Source organism: Motilimonas sp. E26 (assembly GCF_021278025.1).
GTDB lineage: Bacteria > Pseudomonadota > Gammaproteobacteria > Enterobacterales > CBDFNC01 > Motilimonas.
On sequence record NZ_JAIBHJ010000014.1, the window covers coordinates 19,011 to 39,885 of the forward strand.

22 protein-coding genes and 1 riboswitch are annotated in these 20,875 nt (G+C 44.2%); of the genes, 11 read left to right on the forward strand and 11 right to left on the reverse strand.

Annotated elements, in window-relative coordinates:
- Positions 1 to 123 precede the first annotated feature (123 nt).
- From tal to K1M91_RS12755, 3 genes are all read left to right on the forward strand, one after another.
- Positions 124 to 1,077 carry a transaldolase gene (tal, locus tag K1M91_RS12745; protein ID WP_232802151.1) on the forward strand — a complete coding sequence of 318 codons (954 nt, stop codon included), beginning with the start codon at positions 124 to 126 and terminating at the stop codon, positions 1,075 to 1,077.
- 141 nt (positions 1,078 to 1,218) lie between these two features.
- A complete protein-coding gene (locus tag K1M91_RS12750) occupies positions 1,219 to 1,392 on the forward strand; it encodes a DUF3545 family protein (RefSeq protein WP_232802152.1) in 174 nt (57 codons plus the stop codon).
- A gap of 139 nt (positions 1,393 to 1,531) precedes the next feature.
- Entirely contained in the window at positions 1,532 to 2,572 is a 1,041-nt protein-coding gene (locus tag K1M91_RS12755; RefSeq protein ID WP_232802153.1) for a carbohydrate-binding protein, read from the forward strand.
- Positions 2,573 to 2,654: 82 nt separating this feature from the next.
- Here K1M91_RS12755 and K1M91_RS12760 read toward each other — a convergent pair whose 3' ends face one another.
- Positions 2,655 to 3,137: a YajQ family cyclic di-GMP-binding protein gene (locus tag K1M91_RS12760; RefSeq protein WP_232802154.1), complete on the reverse strand. Its 483-nt coding sequence runs from the start codon at positions 3,135 to 3,137 to the stop codon at positions 2,655 to 2,657.
- A 105-nt stretch (positions 3,138 to 3,242) separates the two neighbouring features.
- Here K1M91_RS12760 and K1M91_RS12765 point away from each other — a divergent pair, with 105 nt between their 5' ends.
- Both K1M91_RS12765 and K1M91_RS12770 read left to right on the forward strand, forming a co-directional pair.
- The gene (locus K1M91_RS12765) at positions 3,243 to 3,620 is read left to right on the forward strand and encodes a VanZ family protein (protein WP_232802155.1); all 378 of its coding nucleotides are present in this window, start codon (positions 3,243 to 3,245) and stop codon (positions 3,618 to 3,620) included.
- Positions 3,617 to 4,522, forward strand: a complete 906-nt coding sequence (locus K1M91_RS12770) for a 2-dehydropantoate 2-reductase (protein ID WP_232802156.1) — start codon at positions 3,617 to 3,619, stop codon at positions 4,520 to 4,522. Before K1M91_RS12765 ends, K1M91_RS12770 begins: the two co-directional genes overlap by 4 nt.
- Here K1M91_RS12770 and K1M91_RS12775 read toward each other — a convergent pair.
- From K1M91_RS12775 to pomA, 8 genes are all read right to left on the reverse strand, one after another.
- Positions 4,495 to 4,830, reverse strand: coding sequence for a hypothetical protein (locus tag K1M91_RS12775; RefSeq protein WP_232802157.1), 336 nt, complete (start codon positions 4,828 to 4,830; stop codon positions 4,495 to 4,497). The two genes, K1M91_RS12770 and K1M91_RS12775, sit on opposite strands and share 28 nt — an antisense overlap.
- A gap of 102 nt (positions 4,831 to 4,932) precedes the next feature.
- Positions 4,933 to 5,967: an iron ABC transporter permease gene (locus K1M91_RS12780; protein ID WP_232802158.1), complete on the reverse strand. Its 1,035-nt coding sequence runs from the start codon at positions 5,965 to 5,967 to the stop codon at positions 4,933 to 4,935.
- A 7-nt stretch (positions 5,968 to 5,974) separates the two neighbouring features.
- A complete protein-coding gene (locus K1M91_RS12785) occupies positions 5,975 to 6,910 on the reverse strand; it encodes an ABC transporter substrate-binding protein (protein WP_232802159.1) in 936 nt (311 codons plus the stop codon).
- An 8-nt stretch (positions 6,911 to 6,918) separates the two neighbouring features.
- On the reverse strand, positions 6,919 to 7,719 hold the full coding sequence (locus K1M91_RS12790) for an ABC transporter ATP-binding protein (RefSeq protein WP_232802160.1): 801 nt from the start codon (positions 7,717 to 7,719) through the stop codon (positions 6,919 to 6,921).
- 65 nt (positions 7,720 to 7,784) lie between these two features.
- Positions 7,785 to 7,988: riboswitch (cobalamin riboswitch) on the reverse strand.
- A 68-nt stretch (positions 7,989 to 8,056) separates the two neighbouring features.
- The gene (locus K1M91_RS21415; RefSeq protein ID WP_282561146.1) at positions 8,057 to 8,182 is read right to left on the reverse strand and encodes a hypothetical protein; all 126 of its coding nucleotides are present in this window, start codon (positions 8,180 to 8,182) and stop codon (positions 8,057 to 8,059) included.
- Between the two features lie 98 nt (positions 8,183 to 8,280).
- Positions 8,281 to 9,735 carry a tRNA uracil 4-sulfurtransferase ThiI gene (thiI, locus tag K1M91_RS12795; protein ID WP_232802161.1) on the reverse strand — a complete coding sequence of 485 codons (1,455 nt, stop codon included), beginning with the start codon at positions 9,733 to 9,735 and terminating at the stop codon, positions 8,281 to 8,283.
- 115 nt (positions 9,736 to 9,850) lie between these two features.
- Entirely contained in the window at positions 9,851 to 10,759 is a 909-nt protein-coding gene (locus K1M91_RS12800) for a flagellar motor protein MotB (RefSeq protein ID WP_232802167.1), read from the reverse strand.
- Positions 10,760 to 10,770: 11 nt separating this feature from the next.
- Positions 10,771 to 11,532: a flagellar motor protein PomA gene (gene pomA / locus K1M91_RS12805; RefSeq protein WP_232802175.1), complete on the reverse strand. Its 762-nt coding sequence runs from the start codon at positions 11,530 to 11,532 to the stop codon at positions 10,771 to 10,773.
- A gap of 215 nt (positions 11,533 to 11,747) precedes the next feature.
- Between pomA and xseB the strand changes: the two genes are divergently transcribed.
- Genes xseB through dxs form a run of 3 tightly spaced genes read left to right on the forward strand, consistent with a single transcriptional unit; the run spans position 11,748 to position 14,771 of the window.
- Positions 11,748 to 11,987: an exodeoxyribonuclease VII small subunit gene (gene xseB / locus K1M91_RS12810; RefSeq protein WP_232802177.1), complete on the forward strand. Its 240-nt coding sequence runs from the start codon at positions 11,748 to 11,750 to the stop codon at positions 11,985 to 11,987.
- A 3-nt stretch (positions 11,988 to 11,990) separates the two neighbouring features.
- Positions 11,991 to 12,881: a (2E,6E)-farnesyl diphosphate synthase gene (gene ispA, locus K1M91_RS12815; RefSeq protein WP_232802179.1), complete on the forward strand. Its 891-nt coding sequence runs from the start codon at positions 11,991 to 11,993 to the stop codon at positions 12,879 to 12,881.
- 6 nt (positions 12,882 to 12,887) lie between these two features.
- On the forward strand, positions 12,888 to 14,771 hold the full coding sequence (gene dxs / locus K1M91_RS12820) for a 1-deoxy-D-xylulose-5-phosphate synthase (RefSeq protein WP_232802181.1): 1,884 nt from the start codon (positions 12,888 to 12,890) through the stop codon (positions 14,769 to 14,771).
- 47 nt (positions 14,772 to 14,818) lie between these two features.
- On the opposite strand, the gene K1M91_RS12825 is transcribed toward dxs, so the two are convergent.
- Positions 14,819 to 16,420: an ABC transporter substrate-binding protein gene (locus K1M91_RS12825; protein WP_232802184.1), complete on the reverse strand. Its 1,602-nt coding sequence runs from the start codon at positions 16,418 to 16,420 to the stop codon at positions 14,819 to 14,821.
- 64 nt (positions 16,421 to 16,484) lie between these two features.
- On the reverse strand, positions 16,485 to 17,063 hold the full coding sequence (locus K1M91_RS12830; protein WP_232802186.1) for a hypothetical protein: 579 nt from the start codon (positions 17,061 to 17,063) through the stop codon (positions 16,485 to 16,487).
- 224 nt (positions 17,064 to 17,287) lie between these two features.
- Between K1M91_RS12830 and K1M91_RS12835 the strand changes: the two genes are divergently transcribed.
- The 3 genes from K1M91_RS12835 to K1M91_RS12845 all read left to right on the forward strand — a co-directional run bounded on the left by K1M91_RS12835 (position 17,288) and on the right by K1M91_RS12845 (position 20,827).
- Positions 17,288 to 18,547 carry a paraquat-inducible protein A gene (locus tag K1M91_RS12835; protein WP_232802188.1) on the forward strand — a complete coding sequence of 420 codons (1,260 nt, stop codon included), beginning with the start codon at positions 17,288 to 17,290 and terminating at the stop codon, positions 18,545 to 18,547.
- A gap of 76 nt (positions 18,548 to 18,623) precedes the next feature.
- Positions 18,624 to 20,228 (forward strand): intermembrane transport protein PqiB, encoded by a 1,605-nt coding sequence (gene pqiB, locus K1M91_RS12840; protein ID WP_232802190.1) that lies wholly within the window; start codon positions 18,624 to 18,626, stop codon positions 20,226 to 20,228.
- A complete protein-coding gene (locus K1M91_RS12845) occupies positions 20,228 to 20,827 on the forward strand; it encodes an ABC-type transport auxiliary lipoprotein family protein (RefSeq protein WP_232802192.1) in 600 nt (199 codons plus the stop codon). The genes pqiB and K1M91_RS12845 overlap by 1 nt, the downstream gene beginning before the upstream one ends.
- Positions 20,828 to 20,875 lie beyond the last annotated feature (48 nt).

The window sequence follows — 20,875 nt, forward strand, 5'->3', positions numbered from 1 at the left end:
AGGCAAATAAGCCAAAGGAAGTAATAAGGATTTGATAAAATTAATATTGCATTTTTGATTGTGAATTGATGACAAATATGCCAAAAATAAAAACAATTAACTCATCAATAACAAGGTTTACACATGACTAACCTGCTGACACAACTAAAAAAGATGACTTCAGTCGTAGCTGACACTGGCGATTTTGAAGCCATTAAACAACACCAACCCGAAGACGCGACCACGAATCCTTCTTTGTTACTAAAAGCTGCTCAGCTGCCTCAGTATCAAAATCATATAAAAAGTGCGATAGAGGAGGCAAAAAGCCTTACTGATGACCCAATACAACAGGTAATTGAAGCCAGTGATCGATTGGCAGTGAAAATTGGCGCTGAAATTTTAGCCGTTATTCCAGGTAAAGTGTCTACCGAAGTAGATGCCAGACTCTCATTTGATAGCACCAAAACTATCGAAAAAGCCGAAAAATTAATCAGCTTATATCAGCAAGCTGGTATAGATAAGTCGCGTATATTGATTAAAATTGCCGCTACTTGGCAAGGGATCCGCGCCGCAGAAAAGCTGCAACAGCAAGGTATCAATTGTAACCTCACTTTACTATTTAACTTTGCCCAAGCACGCGCTTGTGCCGAAGCCGGTGTTTTTCTAATTTCTCCTTTCGTTGGTCGTATATTAGACTGGCATAAAGCCAACCAACCTGAGCAAGACTTTTCTGGCGACAATGATCCTGGCGTGATCTCGGTCAGCAATATCTATCGCTACTACAAACAGCACGGCTACAACACCATAGTGATGGGTGCCAGTTTTAGAAATACCGATGAAATTATCGCTCTTGCCGGTTGTGACAAACTGACAATAGGCCCAGATTTGTTAGAGCAGTTAAGTCAGCAACAAGGTGAGCTGATCCGCCAGTTACAAGCAAATGTTACAACGACTCCCGCCCCTGCACCATTAAGTGAAAGCGAGTTTCTTTGGCTATTCCACCAAGACCCGATGGCCGTAGAAAAATTAGCACAAGGAATACGTGCTTTTGCACAAGATCAGGAAAAATTAGAAACATTAATTCTATCAATTAGTTAAATAAAACTAGAGATCAGCGGCAAAAATATTTATGTAAAATTGATAAAAAACAAACTCAGTTAACATAAATGAAACAATTAAATTTTACTTTGATAAGGCCTGTGATACTAAAAACATGTTAATCAGTAAGAGGAAATCGGTATGGACGAGCTTGACTTTAACATTGCACCTAACTCAGATGCCCCTCAACGTGGTAAAACTAAAGAAAAACGCCGCTGGCGTGAGATCGAAGCAATCAAAGAAGAACAAAGGTTGCGTAAAGAGCTTATGGATATCAACCCTATTTTTGACGAATTGGTTGAGTATAACTATTAACTAAAACTTCTGTAATAGATCAAAAACCGCAGCTTATTGCGGTTTTTTTGATTCAGTTAAAAGCACCATAATAATCATATTCATATAGTACTATTTTCTGATATAAGTAAGGCTCACTTATTCAGGAAGACAAGTGCAAATGAAACTAAAATTTTTATCGAAACTGATTATTACAGCCTTAGCAACCACCTCTGCAGTACAACTTTACGCACAGCAAGCGCCTTATCAATACTCAGCATATAAAACAACTCAAGCCCCAGTGTTAGACGGTAAGCTTGACGACAGCGTATGGCAAAGTATTGCAGCCAGTGAAATATTTGTTAACCACAATGACAACAGCGTTGCAGAGCAACAAACGTGGGCCAAACTCGCCTATGATGAACAATATTTATATGTCGCCTTTAACTCTCAAGATCATGATATCGCTGCCACACTAGGGCAACAGGATGATCCCACTTATGAATATGATGACACACTAGAAATTTTTCTCGACCCAACCAGCCAAGGCAAAAATTACTACGAGATCGGCATTAGCGCGTTGACCTACTACGACAGTGTGATTAACTCGCCTGAGCCATGGCAAGATGACGTGCCTTGGGATATTGAAGGCCTTGAATACGGTATTCAGGTTAACGGTACGCTTAACGATAACACCGATGTTGACCAAGGCATGACAGTAGAGCTTAAAATTCCACTGGCGTCATTGAACTACTCAGGTCAGGACGAAGGCAGCAATCCATCACAATGGCGTTTTAACTTCCATCGCGCCGATTACAGTACTAATAGCCCACAATGGGAAGCGAATGCATGGTTAGCCTGGAGCCCAATGGGGTCGTTTGGCTTCCACCAGCCGACTAAGTTTGCTTACCTCAACTTTAAGCAGGATGAACTGTGGCAAGCTGGCACAGCTTACACGCAAAATGACCAAGTCAGTTACCTTGGCTCACTTTATCAAGCTCTTTACTACAGCAGCCAAGCACCGGGTAAAAGCCGTCAAGACGGTTGGCGCATCAACAGCGCAGAGCCTCAGGCATGGCAAGCTAACTTAGTTTACCTAACTGGCGACGTGGTGAGTTATAAAGACCAATTATGGCAAGCGCAATGGTGGAGCCAAAGCCAACAACCACAACAAGCGCAAGACTGGTTAGCGGTACCTGCTCAATCGGTACCCGTTGAGTAAGTAAAGATAAACCTCGGAACAAAAAAGCCGCTTAAGTAAGACTTAAGCGGCTTTTTAGACAACGAATTAATCGTAACAGGAATTAGTCACGGAAGTTGTTAAACTGAAATGGTTGACCTAGATCCGCTTCCTTCGCTACGCGCATCGCAGCTTGTAAATCATCACGCTTTTTACCTGTCACGCGCACAGACTCACCTTGAATAGCCACTTGCACCTTCAGTTTGCTGTCTTTGATGAGCTTCACTAGCTTTTTCGCGATCAGGGTTTCAATACCCTGCTTAAAGGTTACTTCTTGGGTGAATGTTTTACCCGAGTGGATCCCCTTACCAATTTCCATTGCCCGCGGGTCTACATTACGCTTGGCTAGGCTATTACGTAAAATATCAGCCATTTGTTTTAACTGAAAATCGTTTTCAGCCGACATTTTTACGGTTAACTCTTTCTTAACAAAGCTTGCTTCTACGCCACGAAAGTCAAAGCGTGTCGATAATTCACGAATTGCATTATCGGTAGCGTTACTCAGTTCTACCGCATCTACTTCTGAAACAATATCAAATGAAGGCATGTTAAATTCCTATGTCATGGTCATGGGATAAAATAATTGGCATAATTTACCAGATCTCACGCAGATATGCCTATTATCAGCGTCACTTTTCCCTAAGAGGCACCAATGTTATTAACTACCGCAGCCAAAATCAGTTTTGTTAGCCTTCTCGTCGTGATCAGCTACCTTGCATTTTCACCGGCCCCGGTGCAAATACAGTTTAATAACATGGATAAAATCAACCATCTTGCCGCCTTTGCTAGTCTTGCTTTAGTTGGCCGCTGCGCCTTCAATTTTCATGCTGGCTGGCTATTTGGCTTACTCACAGGCTTCGGCGCATTAATCGAACTGGTTCAATCACAGATTCCGAATCGCTTTGCCAGTGGCCTTGACCTTCTCGCGGATATGTTAGGTATTATAATAGGGCTGGTGTGTTACCGCCTGCTCCAACCTTGGTTAGCTAAGCTTGATTACTGTGCGCCACTGGCTAAGGTGAATAAATGAATTGGCAAATTTTAGGCGCGGGTGCCATCGGTAGCTTATTTGCCAGTCACCTTGCTCAACAAGGGCAACAGGTAACCTTGCTCACCAAAACGCAGCAACTAAGGCAACCTCTCTGCCTCACCAAGCAAGACGACACCACGTACACTTGCAGCTTAAATGCCTTCACTCAAGTGCAAGACGATACCCAAGTGCTATTAATATGCCTAAAAGCCTTTCAAGCGTTACCAGCCATCACCGCCCTCACTGACTCCTTGCCCAGCACCACTAGCTTAGTCCTGATGCACAACGGCATGGGCACCCTTGAGCCATTAACCAAGCTATTGCCAGAACAAACCATTTTCAGCGCCACCACCACCCATGGCGCGCTACTCACCGCACCTTTTAGTGTGACTCATACTGGCACAGGCTATACCATCATCGGCGGTAACGAGAAAGATAAAGCACTTGGTCAAGTCATTGCGGCGCAGCTAAATCACGCCCTGCCGAGCGCCAATTGGAGCGATAACATCACGCAAAAACTCTGGTTAAAGCTGGCAATAAACTGCGCCATCAATCCGTTAACTGCCATCCATCAAGTTAAAAATGGCGCGCTATTACAGCCGCAATTTCAACCCATGTTGGCACAAATTTGTCAGGAGTTTTGTCAGGTTGCGACACGGCAAGGATGGCTATTTAACGCTGAGGAATTATTACAACAAGTACGGCAAGTAGCGCAGGCCACAGCGGATAATTACTCATCAATGAATCGAGATATTCATCATGGCCGCCGCAGCGAAAATGACGCAATATTAGGTTATTTACTACAATGCGCCGCGCAGCATCAGCTCAAACTGCCGCAATGCCAACAGTTATACCAGCAAATCCAACAGTTAAGCTATTCGCCTAGCGCTTCAGGTCGATAATCCGCTTGCGGCCAAATTTCATTAATTTCATCCGCTTGCTGCTGGGCATTAAAGCGCTCCCATTTTATGCCGTTCACGTCTAACTCTTCGCTAAATTCAGTGGCGCTAGCATCTTCCCAGCCTAAATGGCGCAGCTCTCCAGGCGGACAAGAAGGATCTTGGCGCACCGATAGATTTAACGATTCGGTGCGCCATAAGGCATATTCATTTTCAATATATGAGCAAGGCGCCGCGCCAAGACGAACAGAATAGTCAGCAATAGTGGCTGCAATTTGATTGGTTGAAAGGGCGATATGTAATTTTTTCATGGTGATATTCGCAAGTTAGCTAAACGGCCTAACAAGCTACCATCAATTTAAAATCAAAACCATCTAGGCCATTTAATTTAAATTTAGGAACTGTTGAGTAAGTTACTTTCTTGCCATTAAATAAATAAAGAAGCTACCACCCAGCATCGCGGTGATAATGCCCACAGGTAAATCTTGCGGCGCAATCAGCACTCGTGCGCCTGCATCTGCCCACACCAATAGCAGCGCGCCGAGTAACGCGCTAACAGGCAGCACTTTGCGGTTATCCGCCCCCACCAGCATTCGCGTTAAATGCGGCACCATTAAACCAATAAAACCAATCGCGCCACTAAACGCCACCATTACCCCCGTGACCAAGGCTGAGACCACCAGCACCGCCATTCGCATGCGATTAACATTGATGCCTAAAGTAGCCGCCGTTTCATCCCCCGCCATCATGGCATTTAAGCGCCCAGACCATAGCATCATCAACACCAATGCCAAACCCAACACCACAGCAGGAAAGACCAAATGCGACCATTGCGCCATGCCTAAGCCGCCAAGCATCCAAAACATCGCTGAGCCGGCGGCTTTTTGTTCGCCAGCAAAAATTAAAAAGTTAGTCAGTGACATCAAGATAAAATGCACTGCTACCCCCGTCAGCAGCAATTTTTGTTGCGATAAGCCATGCCCTTGCTGGGCAATAAACACCACCAATAACATAGAGCAAAGAGCGCCAATAAAAGCCGCTAACGGCAAGCTATAAGGGCCAATGAACAGGCCGACATGTAAAATAACAATCACAGCGCCCAGCGAGCCTCCTGCCGAGGCGCCAAACAAGTAAGGATCAGCCATTGAGTTGCGGGTAATGGCTTGCAAGCAAGTGCCGACTAACGCCAGCCCTGCGCCCACCAATACCGCGAGTAAAATTCGCGGTAACCGTATATCCCAAATAATCGCTTGTTTGGCTTTGCTGATCCCCTCGCCCATCTCTGTCACCTGCGCCCAACTTGGCAGTAACTTATGCCCTAAGATGCTGCTCACTTCAGCAAGAGATAAGCTAGCCGCGCCCAAGGTGATTGAGACTAACGCCGAGCAGATTAAAACGAGACTCAGGCCAATCAGCAGCGCCGTTGTACGTGTTATTTGAGTCAACATGGTGTCATTACTTAAATCGCTGCGGATATAAGTCTTTCGCCAACAGCTCAACCGCATCAATGTTTTCAATGCCCGGCGTGGCAGCGGCGTAACTTAAAATAGTAAAACTATCATTCACTACTGCTTTCACCCCTTGCGTGGCAGGAAAACGTTTTAAAAATGCAATTTTTTCCGCAGCGCTAGGCTGACCGTAATCAATGATCACTATATGCTCTGGGTCGGTTTCAACCACGGCTTCCCAACTGACTCGGGTCCAACTTTGCTTAACGTTCGCCATTACATTATGGCCGCCAGCCGCGGCAATGATCGCGTGAGGCACCGCCAAGGCGCCAGCGGTAAAGGGCTTATCTTGGCCACTGTCATAAACAAAGACCGATTTACTTGGTACGCCAGCTAATCGTAATTCAACCTCAGCTAACCTTTGCTTAAAGCCATCATTGAGTACTTTAGCCCGCCCAGAAACATTAAAAATAGCGCCTATGCTGTCAATGTCATAAAAGGTATCTTCTAAGCTAATATGAGGGCGCGTTTGCACATGGGCGCACGACTCTTTAATCGCATAAGTCGGGATATCATATTTAGCTAGCGTACTTGGCGTCACGGCGCCACCTACTTCCATGCCGTAATTCCAACCGGCAAAATAAAAATCGGCATCGGCATTAAGTAAATTTTCCATGCTCGGATATTTCGGCGCGATCTCAGGTAAGTCTTTTACTGTTAACGCCAACTCATCGGGCATTTTATGGTGTGCCGATACGCCAGAATACCCCGCCATATTGGCGGTTAAGTCCAATGCCAACATGATCTTGAGCATATTGATGTCATTGGCAATAGCGCGTTTCGGCACTTGCTTAAATTCCACCACTTCGCCGCACACATCAATAGCAACATGAGCTTGTACTACGCCCGTTAACAAACCTAAAGCCACCACAATTGATTTCATCACTTTCCTTAATTTAATGCGTTATTGAATGGAGTATTCGATGATGGGATCACCGACAAATAGTTAATCCGGGGAATAGTGTGATGCACTTGCTGATCTACATGAGTGCGCATTAAAAACTGCTCCGCCAAATGCTGTTCGGTTAACACCTGTGCTGGGCTGCCATGCTGTTGAATAATGCCGTCATTAAGCAGGTATAAATAATCACAGTAACGTGCAGCAATATTAAGATCATGCAAGCTGCACAGCACAGTAACGCCTAATGATTTAATTAAATCAAGTAGCTGAAATTGATAGTGAATATCTAAATGATTGGTTGGCTCGTCTAAGATCAGCAGCTTAGGTTGCTGGATCAACGCCCGCGCCAATAAACAGCGCTGCTTTTCACCGCCCGACAAGCTATCAAAGTTAGCCGCACGCAAATCCAATAAACCCACCGTGGCTAATACTTGATCAACTTGCTGGCGATAACGGCGAAAGCCACTGAGCAATGACACATGCGCGGTTAAGCCCATACGTACTACTTCTTCAACGGTAAAACCAAACTCCGCTGGAAACTCTTGCAACACCACCGCCACTTGCCGCGCGAACGCCTTGGCTGACAACTGATGCACATCCTGCCCCGCCAATAACACTTGGCCACAGCAAGGCCGATGCTGACGATAGACACACCTGAGTAACGATGATTTACCCGAGCCATTTTGACCGATTAAGCCAACAAATTGTCCTTGGTTTATCTGCAAGTTAATCTGCTGTAACACGGCTTTATTGGCCACAAACCAACTAAGATCGCGAATTTTAAGGTGCATAAGCGCCCTCAAACTCACGTTGAGATAACAAAAACATACCACTCCTGTAGGGCACACCCCGTCCCGAATTTTGTTTAGGTTATGGCAGGTCTCCTGGCTCACGTCTCATCATTTTTTGTGACCTTCCCAGTCCATGGACCAGTGGTTTCGCTGAATTGGCATTGCAGCGCAGACAAAAAACTACTCGTTTACAGTTGCGGGGGCAGCCACGGCTTAAACCGTGTTCCCATATTATGACCAAACTGGTCACCATAACGCGGAGGATTTTAGCACAGCAAACATCAATTTATATCGGGATTTAAGCTAAAACTATTATTAATAGAAACAATAGTTAACCTCAGCTTTGCTGAAGCCCATCACGGTCGATAAAGAGATGAGCAAAATCCTCAATGGTTTGGCAAATAAAATCCATATTAGTGGCTAATTGCCACGACATCGGCATTTGTACGATACCAATCTTCAAAGTACATTCCTCTTCGGATTCATTGGCTCGTGAAATGCATGGCAGAAACAAAACAAGCAGCCGAGGCTGCTTGTTTTTAGTTCACACTCAGCTCAAAACTAAGGGCGATACACTTTCACATTAGTAAAGCCGGCTTCTTTTAAGTACAAGGCTTGTAGTTTACTCATCACGCCACGGTCGCAGTAAAGCAAATACGTTTTGCTTTGATCTAAGGTGTCAAACTGAGTACCCAGTTTAAAGAACACCATGCTTTCAACGGTGGCGCCTTCAACTTTTAGCGGCTTGTCTTCACGCTCATCATCTGAGCGAATATCAAGCACCACTTCATTTGGCGCAAATTGCGCCGTGGTTTCCACCTCAGTGATCTCAGCATCGGTTTGTTCGCCAATATCACGAATATCCAATGTCATGGTGGCTTCCACCACTTTATCAATCAGCGCCATATCAAACTTGGCTTCTTGCTCTTCAATCTTGCTCATTACCGCTTTCACGGTAGGCTTATTGGAGATCACGCCGCAATACTCGGGAATGGTCTCTGAAAACTCTGCCGTACCAATTTGACGCGCCGTGTTGATGATATCTTGCTTATCCATCGCAATCAGGGGGCGTAAAATTAAGGTATCGGTCGATTTATCAATCACCGATAAATTACGCAACGTTTGACTCGATACTTGGCCCACCGCTTCACCCGTTACCATGGCATCTAGCGCTAAGCGCTCGGCTAATTTAGCGCCGGTGCGCATCATCATACGCTTTAAGATCACACCCATTTGGCCGTCTTCGACCTTTTCAAGGATCTCTGCAACAACTGGCTCAAACGGCACCGCTAAAAACTTCACGCGATGAGATGAACTAAAGCGATCCCATAAGTGATGAGCGACTTGTTTAACGCCAATTTCATGAGCGGCGCCACCTAAGTTGAAGAAGCAGTAATGCACGCGCATACCGCGTTTCATCATGATGTAACTAGAAACACCTGAGTCAAAACCGCCTGAAATCAGCGACAAGACACCTTCTTGTGAGCCCATAGGGAAACCGCCGAGTCCTTCATGGCGCTGCTTAACAATGAATAAGTCTTGATGGTCAATTTCAAGTTGCACTGTGACATCAGGCTTTCTTAATTGCACACCAACTGCGTCGGTGTGTTGGTTTAAACCACCGCCAACATAACGTTCAACTTCTGTTGAACTAAAGTCATGTTTACCGCGACGTTTCACGCGTACACAAAAAGTTTTACCCGCTAGTTTATCCGCAACTAACGGCAGTACTTGTTCGTAAATATCATGTAAATCTTCAAATGGCGATTGCTGCACTTCTAAAAAGAACGCCACCCCCGGCGTGCTCGACAACAGTTCAATCAGCTTGGCGCGATTTTTGTCGGTGTCGTTGACCGTTTTAACGATGATATGATCCCACTCTAAAATGACTTTCACGTCATCGTCATAGCGTCTTAATACATTACGGATGTTGCCCTGTAACATTTTGCAAAAACGCTTACGAACAGACCTGCTCTTCATCAGGATTTCAGGGAAAAACTTAACGACAAATTTCATCGGCTTCACTTAGGGTAAAAATTAGGGTGCGGATTATACCCTGAGAATGTGAGGACTTAAAGTGGTGGTTTTTTGCCCTGCAAGTTTGCCACTTACAGGGCGGGGTAATGGAGACTTATTGCGTGACGTTTATTTCGTCAGACTCTTGTGCTTTACCTTGCATCACTGAAATTTCAACGCGGCGGTTTTTACGACGATTAGATTGATCGGTATTGTCGTAAAGAGGCTTAGTATCGGCATAACCCACCACCATTAAACGCTGTTGATCAAAACCTTTTACCTTGATCATTTCATGGGCAACCGATACCGCGCGCTGTGTTGACAAGTCCCAGTTAGAGCGATAAAGCTCAGACTTGATGGCTTCATCGTCAGTATGTCCAGATACCGTAATTTCGCCAGGGACATCTTTTAAAATTTCCGCTACTCGCGTGATCACAGGACGAAATTTAGGCTGTAAAAAAGCCGATCCAGACGGAAATGCGCCTTTTTCACGAACCCGAATAATCAGTTGCTGCCCGAGGGCTTCAATTTCAATAGCGCCATCTTCAATTTGATCTTTCATCTTTTGTGCTATGGTTTTCGCCAGTTGATTTTGTGCCGCTTGCTGTTGCGCTTCCATTTGGCTTTGAATGGCTTGTGACGCGGTCATGCCACCGTCTTTATTGCCTTCATCTTGTTTTTGACCACCGACTTCTGCCGCTTCACCGTCTTGGAAGTCCAGCTTAGCTTGGGTCATATCAATGGTTTGTTGCATGATGGTTTCAATTGGCGTTGGCTCAGGTCGGCCAGGGCTGAACTCTTGTGCTATTACAGATGTCCCTTTTGGAATATCTTTCACTTCAAGCAGATTTTGCACCCCAAAAGCATACTTCATCGAACCAGCAATTTGCTTGAACTTGAGCACGTCCATTTCAGAAAATGCCAGCAGCAACACAAAGAAACACATAAGCAGTGACATTAAGTCGGCAAAAGTGCCCATCCAAGCGGGTAGTCCCTCAGGAGGACATTTACAAGGTTCTTCCATTATCGCCTCCTCTACTCGGTGGTGTTTACTTCTCGTTTAGATTCTGCCAGATAGTTTTTCAATAAACCTTCAATAACCCGTGGATTCTGGCCATCTTGAATACCTAATACTGCATCCATGATCAACACGCGGTTGAGCTTTTCTTCTTCGGCGCGTAATACTAATTTCTCGCTCATAGGCAAGGCCACCATGTTAGAAAGTATGGCACCATACAGAGTTGTTAGCAGCGCAACAGCCATCGAAGGGCCGATGGATTTTGGATCATCCATGTTGGAGAGCATGGCTACCAGACCAATTAAGGTACCTATCATACCCATCGCGGGCGCAACATCACCAATGCTCTTAAAGATACCCGCGCCCATTAAATGGCGTTCGGAAGTGAGGGAAATGTCTTTCTCTAGAGTAGCACGCACTACGTCGGCGTCGTGCCCGTCTACCAGCATATCGATACCTTTTTGCATAAAAGCATTGGATATTTCTGCTTCTTCTAATGCTAGAAAACCACCTTTACGCGCGGCATCTGCCATTTCTACTGATTTGGTGATCAAATCTTCTGGCTTTTCTAGCTTGAACATAAAGGCTTTCATGCCTATCTTAGCCGCGCCTAAAAATTGTCCTAAATTGTACTTCATCAATACCACAAACATTGAGCCAACAAATACAATTAAAATAGAGGGAACGTCAATAAAGGTTGAGAGCTCACCGCCCATCAACATCGCCATGACAACAAACACAAATGCACCTATGATGCCGATCAAAGTTGCTAAATCCACGCTTTATACCCTCAATTTTTAAAGCAAAACAAAATGCCGTTTCGACTTGAGCCTGTTTATCTCATTTTCGTATATCAGCCAATTAACAGCAAGTTAAAGAAACTGGCAATTGTAACTTATATGGTATCGGCAACATTTGTTAAATATTTATAGTCAGCTTATTTGACCCATCACAGTCTCACAGGTAATCTTGGCGCGAATTGGGAGAATAGACAATGGCCGCAAAAAAACCTGAAAACATGAGCTTTGAAGAGTCACTGGGCGAACTGGAGCTGATAGTAAAGAAATTAGAATTAGGTGAACTCGCACTCGAAGATGCATTAAAACAATTTGAACGCGGCATAACTTTGGCGCGTATAAGTTCAACTAAGCTACAGTCAGCCGAGCAGCAAGTGCAGATATTACTTGATCAAGACGGCGAGCAAACACTTGCTCCCTTTCAGGAAGATGCCTAATTCATGAACCTGCTCGAACAATATAATTCAAGCTATAGAGCCCGTGTTGACACAAGCTTAGCCCGAGCCCTTGAGCAACGTGAAGTGCTTAGTGAAACACTTCAGCAAGCTATGATCTACGGCACTATGCAGGGTGGCAAACGCATTCGGCCTTTTTTGGTTTATGCCACGGGTAACATTTTTAATATCGCCCCCGAAAAGCTCGACAAACTCGCCGCAGCCATTGAATGTATCCATGCCTACTCTCTTATTCATGACGATTTACCTGCCATGGATGACGATGAGTTACGCCGCGGCCAACCCACGTGCCATATCGCGTTTGATGAAGCCACCGCTATTTTAGCCGGAGATGCCCTGCAAACCTTAGCATTTGAATTAATTGCCGAAGTCGATGAAAACTTTACTCCCGCGCAGCAATTAGCGATGGTGAGAGTACTGGCTAACGCCTCTGGCTTAAGTGGTATGTGTGGAGGTCAAGCTCTTGATCTGGAAGCAGAAAACAAGAAAATTGACTTAGCGGCATTAGAGCGTATACACAGCGGTAAAACAGGTGCATTAATTCGCGCGGCGGTCACGTTAGGCGCGCTGAGTTACGCCGATGTCACACAACAAGAGCTAGCTTTATTAGACCAATTTGCTCAAGCCATCGGTCTAGCGTTTCAAGTACAAGATGACATTTTAGACATTACCAGTGACACCCAAACATTAGGCAAGCCACAAGGCTCAGATCAAGCTCTGAACAAATCTACCTACCCAGCTTTGCTTGGGTTAGCCGGCGCAAAAGAAAAAGCCCAAGCTCTTTACCAAGAGTCGCTACAAGCCTTGGCCAAGTTAGATTACAATACCGAATTACTAGAGCTGTTCGCGCATTACATTATTGAACGAAATAAATAAGCATTTATGAGCCTGGATTTGAAACATTACCCAACATTGGCCATGGCCAATTACCCAGAAGACTTACGCTTATTGCACAAAGATAAGTTAGTTGATCTGTGCGATGAATTACGCCAATTTTTACTGAGCTCAATCAGTAAAAGCAGTGGCCACTTTGCGTCTGGTTTAGGGGTGGTTGAACTGACTGTCGCCTTGCATTACGTTTACAACACGCCATTTGACCACCTAATTTGGGATGTAGGCCATCAAGCCTACCCCCATAAAATACTAACGGGTCGTCGCGATAAGCTACATACCATTCGTCAGTATAAAGGCTTGCATCCTTTCCCTTGGCGTGAAGAAAGTGAATATGACGTATTAAGTGTCGGTCACTCTTCCACCTCAATTGGCGCAGCAACGGGCCTTGCCATTGCTGCCGAAAAAGAAGGCAAAGGTCGCCGCGTTGTCTCTGTAATTGGTGATGGCGCGCTCACTGCGGGAATGGCATTTGAGGCATTAAATCATGCCGGTGCACTGCACAACGATATGCTAGTAATCTTAAATGATAACGAGATGTCCATTTCTGAAAACGTGGGCGCATTAAACAATCATCTCGCACAGCTATTATCAGGTGAGCTTTACACCAGCATTCGCGAAGGTGGTAAAAAAGTACTTTCAGGCCTGCCTCCAATAAAAGAATTAGCAAGACGCGCTGAAGAGCACCTTAAAGGCATGGTGGTGCCGGGCACCTTATTTGAAGAATTTGGCTTTAATTACATTGGTCCGATTGATGGTCACGATGTGAATGGCTTAGTGGAAACCCTGCGTAATATGCGCAATTTAAAAGGGCCACAATTCCTTCATATCATGACTAAAAAAGGCAAAGGTTACGCACCAGCGGAACAAGATCCTATTGGTTACCATGCGGTGCCTAAGTTTGACCTTAGCCAAAGCCAATTACCAAAAAGCAAAGGAGCCCTCCCGACCTTTTCGCATATTTTTGGTGATTGGCTATGTGACATGGCAGCCCAAGATGACAAATTAATGGGAATTACCCCAGCGATGCGTGAAGGCTCAGGCATGGTCGCGTTTTCTAAACGTTTTCCAGAGCAATATTTTGATGTCGCCATTGCCGAACAACATGCGACAACCCTTGCGGCTGGCCTCGCTATTGCAGGCTTAAAACCGGTGGTCGCTATTTACTCCAGCTTCTTGCAACGCGCTTACGATCAAGTGATCCACGATGTTGCTATCCAAAACTTGCCAGTGCTGTTTGCTGTCGATCGCGCCGGCATCGTTGGCGCCGATGGCCCCACTCACCAAGGCGCGTTTGACATCAGCTTTATTCAAACCATTCCCAATATGGTAGTGATGACGCCAAGTGACGAGAATGAATGCCGCCAAATGCTTTACACCGGTTATCAACTAAACCAACCGGCAATGGTTCGTTACCCGAGAGGCAGTGGCTCTGGCGTGACAGCAACGTTAGAAATGAAGGCCCTAGCCCTAGGCAAAGGGGTGGTGAAACGCCAAGGTAAAAAAGTCGCAATATTATGTTTTGGTACTTTACTCAATTCAGCCATTAGTGTGGCGGAAGAGCTTGATGCCACATTAGTGGATATGCGTTTTGTTAAGCCCCTTGATAAAGAGCTAATCACTGAATTAGCTGCGCAGCATGACTACTTAGTCACCTTAGAAGAAAATGCAATTTTAGGCGGGGCTGGCAGTGCAGTGCTTACTTTCTTGGCACAACAGCAAATTCTTAAGCCTGTACTTAACTTAGGGATTCCTGATTATTTTGTTGAGCAAGGCACTCAAGCGCAAATTTATCAGCAACTAGGCCTAGATAGCGCAGGGATATTAGCGCGTATTTTAAATTTCGTTAATGGCAAATCACATACTTTAGTTTAGCCTTATCTGCTCTGCCATAGATTAGCCCATTGAAATCATTGGGCTTTTTATTGTCTTCTCGATCGCAGTAAAGGCAAAGAAGGTGGGTTTTCAAACTCATCCACTTGTATATCGCCGAGATACGGCGTGTTATCAGGATTAACCACATCCTTTAAGCGAATATTTTTCTTTGCTGCCCAACCTAGCCTCTCCCAATGTAATGGCACAAATGCGGCATCTTCATAAAGCATGAGTTCAACTTCACGCAATAGCTGTCCCCTTAGCATAGGATCAATTTCACGGTTGGCCTTTATTACATACTCATCTACTTTAGGATTTGAATAATGGCCACAGTTGTATTGCCCCCGCCCCGTATCAATGTTTCGAGTCATGGTTAGGTATTCACTGAAGTTGGCGCTATCTCTGGTATCGGACTGCCAACCTATCATTAAAATATCGGCATTACAGCGATCAAACTCCGGCCAATACTCATTAATGGGGAAAGTGTTTAGGGTTACCTTAATATTAATTTTTTGCAGCATTGCCACCACAGCCTGCGCGACTTTTACATCATTTATATAGCGCCCTTGCGGTGCAATCATGGCGAGATTTAGACCTTTTTCATAACCAGCTTGTTTCATCAACTGACGTGCTTTGGCTAAGTCATAACGTACACTGAGATAAGGGTTATGGCCTACATAGCCAGGTGGGCTTTGCTGGGAAGCGGATGTGGCGAAACCTTGCATCAGCTGTTCGGCGATACCTTGGTTGTTAATGGCATAAATAATGGCTTGACGGACTCGGCGATCTTTTAACGCTGCATTTTGCGATTGATTCAACTGTAAAGAAATTAAGGTCGTTCCAGGCCAAGTTAACGCGGTAAACCTAGGTTGCTCTAATAGACTGATATACTCCTTTGGTGCTACAGGGCTAATCATGTCAACATCACCCGAAAGTAAGGCTGCAAGTCGCGTAGCCGGCTCTCTAATCGGGATCAAGGTTAACTTAGTTATGTTCCCTAATGATTCATGGTCCCAATAATCCTGAAACCTGACTAATCTAAGTTGCATCCCTTTTTCTCGCAGCGCTACTTGGTAAGGTCCTGTTCCCGATACATGAGTGGCAGCGAAGGTATTTCCTTGTTTCACAATTCGGCTCTTATCAAAGCCATTTTCATCAACACCGGTATAAAAAGCGGAATCAAGCACAAACAAATAACTGGCAAGTTGATTAACTAAGGGATAGGGCGTTTTTGTGATCAAATCAAAAGTGAGTCCATCAATAATTTTAATATGATCGACTCGCTCAAATAATCCTTTGTAATCAGCACTGCTTTTTAAACGCGCTAAGGTCCACTTCACATCGTGGCTAGTAAGTGGGTTACCTGAATGAAACTTAACGTTAGACCTTAATGTAAAGCGCACAGTTAAGGGATCAATTCGCCGCCATTTCTCTGCCAAACGAGGCACATACTGCAGTTTTTGATTACGCCGAATGAGCGGATCAAAGACTAAATGAGAAAACTGAACGATATCTTCAGATAAGCTTTCGTGAATATCTAATGAAACAGGATCATGACTCACGCCAAACGTGATTTCTGCATCGTAGGCAAACACCGAATAACTGAGCATTAAGCTTATCAATCCAATAATGGAAATATATTTTTTCACTACCAATTCCTATTTCCAACTGTTTCGCATATCTTTGTAATTCATATTTTAAACGGAATGAGAACTACTTAACCTGAACCTTATAATCAGCTAAATCTTGCTTTAGTTGTTTCAAATCAGCGCGTATACCAGGGATTAAATGTTGCTCAACCTCATTGTTGGCCGCGATGACTTGCTCTAGACCTTGTTGCGTACTCAATTGATGCGCCGCCATCTTACGCCAAATACGCTCTATTTGGCGATAATACCGTCGTACGCCAGCTAATAAATGTGAAGGCACTTCCATGGTATTTGCCGAGTATTGCATACTCTTCCAAACATAGTGATCGAGGGTTAAATCATCTCGACTGGGATCATATCGCTTGTATTGGGCTTGCTGCAAAATATCAACCCGCTGCTGCACCAAAACCAAATTATCTTCTAATTCCAGTAACATTGAACGACGTAGATAATAATTCGCTTCTGTCGTATTAATATCATCAAATGTCATCGCTTGGCGAAAGCCCTCATTTGATGCTAAAAAAACGCCAATAATAGTCGCGACTATCATGCAAACATTGGTGATCCAAAAGCCTGTATTAAGTAAGTCTTGATTGTTAACATGCTTTAATCGCGTACGTAGTCTCGCTTTTTGCTCTGTCATTTACCTCCCTCCAATCAAGCTGTCCTAAGTAACTATCATACATAACATTTCACTATCAAAGAAAACAATATCATTTATTTAATAAGCTGGGCTCTGCGCAATGAGCACGAGTACGGCTATTCATCTTATGCTAAGCACCCTGCACTGATGTTGAATCTCGCTTATTTAAGTTGCTTGGGTATATACTGTGTCTAATCAACAACTAGAACCAATCACAGCGCGCGATGAAGGAAAGAGCAATCAAAAAAATCGAAACAGCTTGCGAAGAATGTGATTCTCTACTCTCTGACACTTATATTCATAGTGGTACTAGCTTGTCATGCCAACGCTGTCATCATACTGTCTCTAGTCGACCGAAACAGCCAGTAGAGCAGCCTTTAGCCTTTGCGCTAACCAGTATATTAATGCTCGCCTTGGCCTACTGCTTTCCTTTTATGAGTTTTAGTGCTTCTGGCGTGACCAAGCAAATCTATTTTTATCAAGCAATGAGTTCATTAGCCGATAACGGCTTTACTCCCATCGCGATTTTTTTATTTTTGTCTCTTACCCTACTCCCCCTAGTTTGCTTAATACTGATTATTTCATTACACCTAAATATGGAGCGAAACACTCCTAATAGAGCGGCTATAAGGCGCTTAAAAATGCTAAAGATAATTAAACCATGGGTCATGGTAGATGTATTTTTAGTCGGGATTCTAGTTGCTCTGATTAAAATTATGTCTATGGCTGAGGTTGGCTTTGGTTTATCTTTTTGGGCGTTTTGTTTGTTTACTTTAGCTTTTCTAAAAACCTTACTCAGCATTGATATGCACTGGCTTTGGCACCAACATGCCGGCCCCCTTAGCCAGCATACTATTGAGCAAAGCGCTGCCACCGCCAAAGATGCCAACTTAGCACGTTGTCACCATTGCGGAGAACTTCATCCAACTGCTGATTCACGCTGTCGCCGATGCCATTCAATATTGTCCATTCGAACTCAACATAGCATCCAAAAAACCGTAGCATTACTTATTGCCGCCGCGGTATTTTATATTCCAGCTAATGTATTTCCTATTATGGATACGCGCTTTTTAGGTCAAAGCGAACCTTCCACTATTATCGGCGGCGTTATCTTACTTTGGCAACTTGGCTCTTACCCGGTAGCATTGGTGATATTTTTAGCTAGTGTTATGATCCCAATAGCTAAGATGCTAGCGATTGCTTGGTTATGTTGTACTGCAACACGAAACAAGCCAGAACACGCCAGTATGCAACTTAAAGTATATCGTATTACTGAAACCATTGGCCGCTGGTCAATGATTGACGTTTTCGTTGTCGCTATTTTAGTTGCTTTAGTGCACCTCGATGGTTTGGTCGTAGTGTATCCAGGCAATGCTGCTTTATCCTTTGCCATGGTTGTTGGCCTTACTATGCTATCAGCCCTTTCATTTGATCCTCGCATCATTTGGGATCCCTCACCCACTTCGGAGCAAAAATCGTGTTAAACAATCAACTTGAGATAACCTCTAACGTTTGCCCTCGGTTTATCGGAAGCCCATTCTCTTCTGTGGAGCAAAAATCGTGTTAGAAAATAAACCTGAACGCATGTCTAAAGTTTGGCTAGTGCCATTACTGGCGCTGATGATTGGCGGATGGATGTTGTATCAACACATTTCCAGTCAAGGTTCCTTGATTCACTTAGAAATCAGCAATGCTGAAGGCCTCGAAGCAGGAAAAACCAAGGTTAAATCCCTCAGTGTTGAGATTGGTTTAGTTGAGGCCATTGAGCTAAGTGATGATTACAGCAAAGCCATTTTAAGTGTAAGAATTGACCCTCACGCAGAAAAAATGTTGGTAGAAGATTCTGTATTCTGGGTAGTTAAACCACGAGTAGGTACCACAGGCGTATCTGGTTTAGGTACCTTGTTCTCTGGCGCTTATTTAGAGCTCAAACCGGGCAGTAATAGCAAACGAATCAGCAAATTCCAGGTCATGGAGAACCCACCTTTAATCAGTTCTGATACGAAAGGGCTACGCTTACGTTTAACCAATAATGCCAATAAAGCATTATCAGATGGCGCACCTATCAACTTTCGCGGTTTTGAAGTGGGGCGAATTGAAACCGTCTCTTATGATATTGAAAGTCGCCAGACTCAATACGATATTTTTATTTTTTCTCCTTATGATGCCTTAGTCACCAGTAACACTCGTTTTTGGATGAAACCAGGGGTTTCCCTAAACCTTGATGCTAAAGGTATTCAGTTTGAAATGGACTCACTTGAAAGTGTGATTACCGGTGGCATCACATTTGGTTTACCAGCAGGTTGGGAGCCTGGCGAAACCATTAGTGAAAACAGTCAATTTTATCTGTTCACCGATGAAGCCACTATTTTAACTGAGTCTTACGATAACTATATTGAATATGTACTGTTTTTTGACGAATCTATTGCAGGCCTAAATGTTGGCTCACCCGTGCAATTTAAAGGCATTCAAGTTGGACAAGTTAAGGAGATTCCTTACCTTAAGTTGGCGCCCAATTATCAATATGAATTCCAAGACATGATCCCAGTATTAATTAGAATTGAGCTGGATCGTTGGCGCACCACTAATAATGGCAACGTGGAATACTGGCATAAAGTAATAGATAGGATGCTTAATCGCGGTCTTCATGCCCGTTTAAAAACAGCAAACCTGCTTACGGGAGCAAGGCTTATCGATCTTTCGGTACAAGAGGACGCGGTCAGCGATCCCAATCAACTCAAGTTAGCCCAGCAGCTAAAGGTTAAGATCATTCCAACCATGAAAGGCGGTTTTGACCAACTAGAGCAAAAAGTAAGCCAATTACTCGATAAAATTAATAACCTTGAGATTGAGACAACTATCCATAATGCCAACGCCTTGTTAAAAACAACCGAACAATCAATGCGTGCCATTGATCAGATGATGACTAATGAAGAAACCCAAAGCCTACCAAAAGAGTTTAATAATACCTTAGTGCAAGCTAACGAAACTTTACGCAGCTACTCTAAAGATTCACAATTGCATAAAGATCTCAGTCAAACGGTACGTGCCCTAGAGCAATCATTGCGTGAGCTACAACCCTTCTTACGTAAAATCAGTGCCAAACCTAACGCTATTATTTTTGATGGAAAACCCCAACGCGACCCTCGCTTGGAGAATAAATAATGAAGAAGTTAAATCTAGCCACCATAACTATTATTAGTGCCAGTTTAATAGGATGTAGTCAAACACCAGCGCTACCGAGTCATTACTATGCCTTAGGCGCTGATGATTTGTCGGTTGCGGCTGTCACGCCAGCTAGCCAGGGTACCTTGGTACTCAAGCCAGTTGAGCTGCCCGATTATTTAAACAGTAATGGCGTGGTTATGCAGCTCGATGACAACCAAGTTCATATTGCCGAGCAGCACTTATGGGCAGGCGCATTAAATCAGCAATTAGATCGACTGAGCAATGAAGCGATGGCTTTGTATTTACCGCAGTGGAGTGTGGTGGAAAGTGCAGAGTTTTACCCCGAATCAGACCAGCAATATTGGATCCTGTCGATTTCAGTTAATCGCTTTCAAGGCCGCTTACAAGGGGTCGCAGTAGCCTCGGGACAGTGGAATTTAGTGGCTCCCAATGGCAAAGTAATTAAAGACGAGCGCTTTAATTATCAGCTTGATGTACCCAGTAAAGACTACCCAGGCATTGTTGAAAAACTAAAAACGAACTGGCTAACATTAAATCGTGATATTGCCATACAACTCAATAAAGCGGCTCAATAGCTAAAAAAACAGGGCATCTTAAATGCCCTGTTTTGTTATTGATTAGTT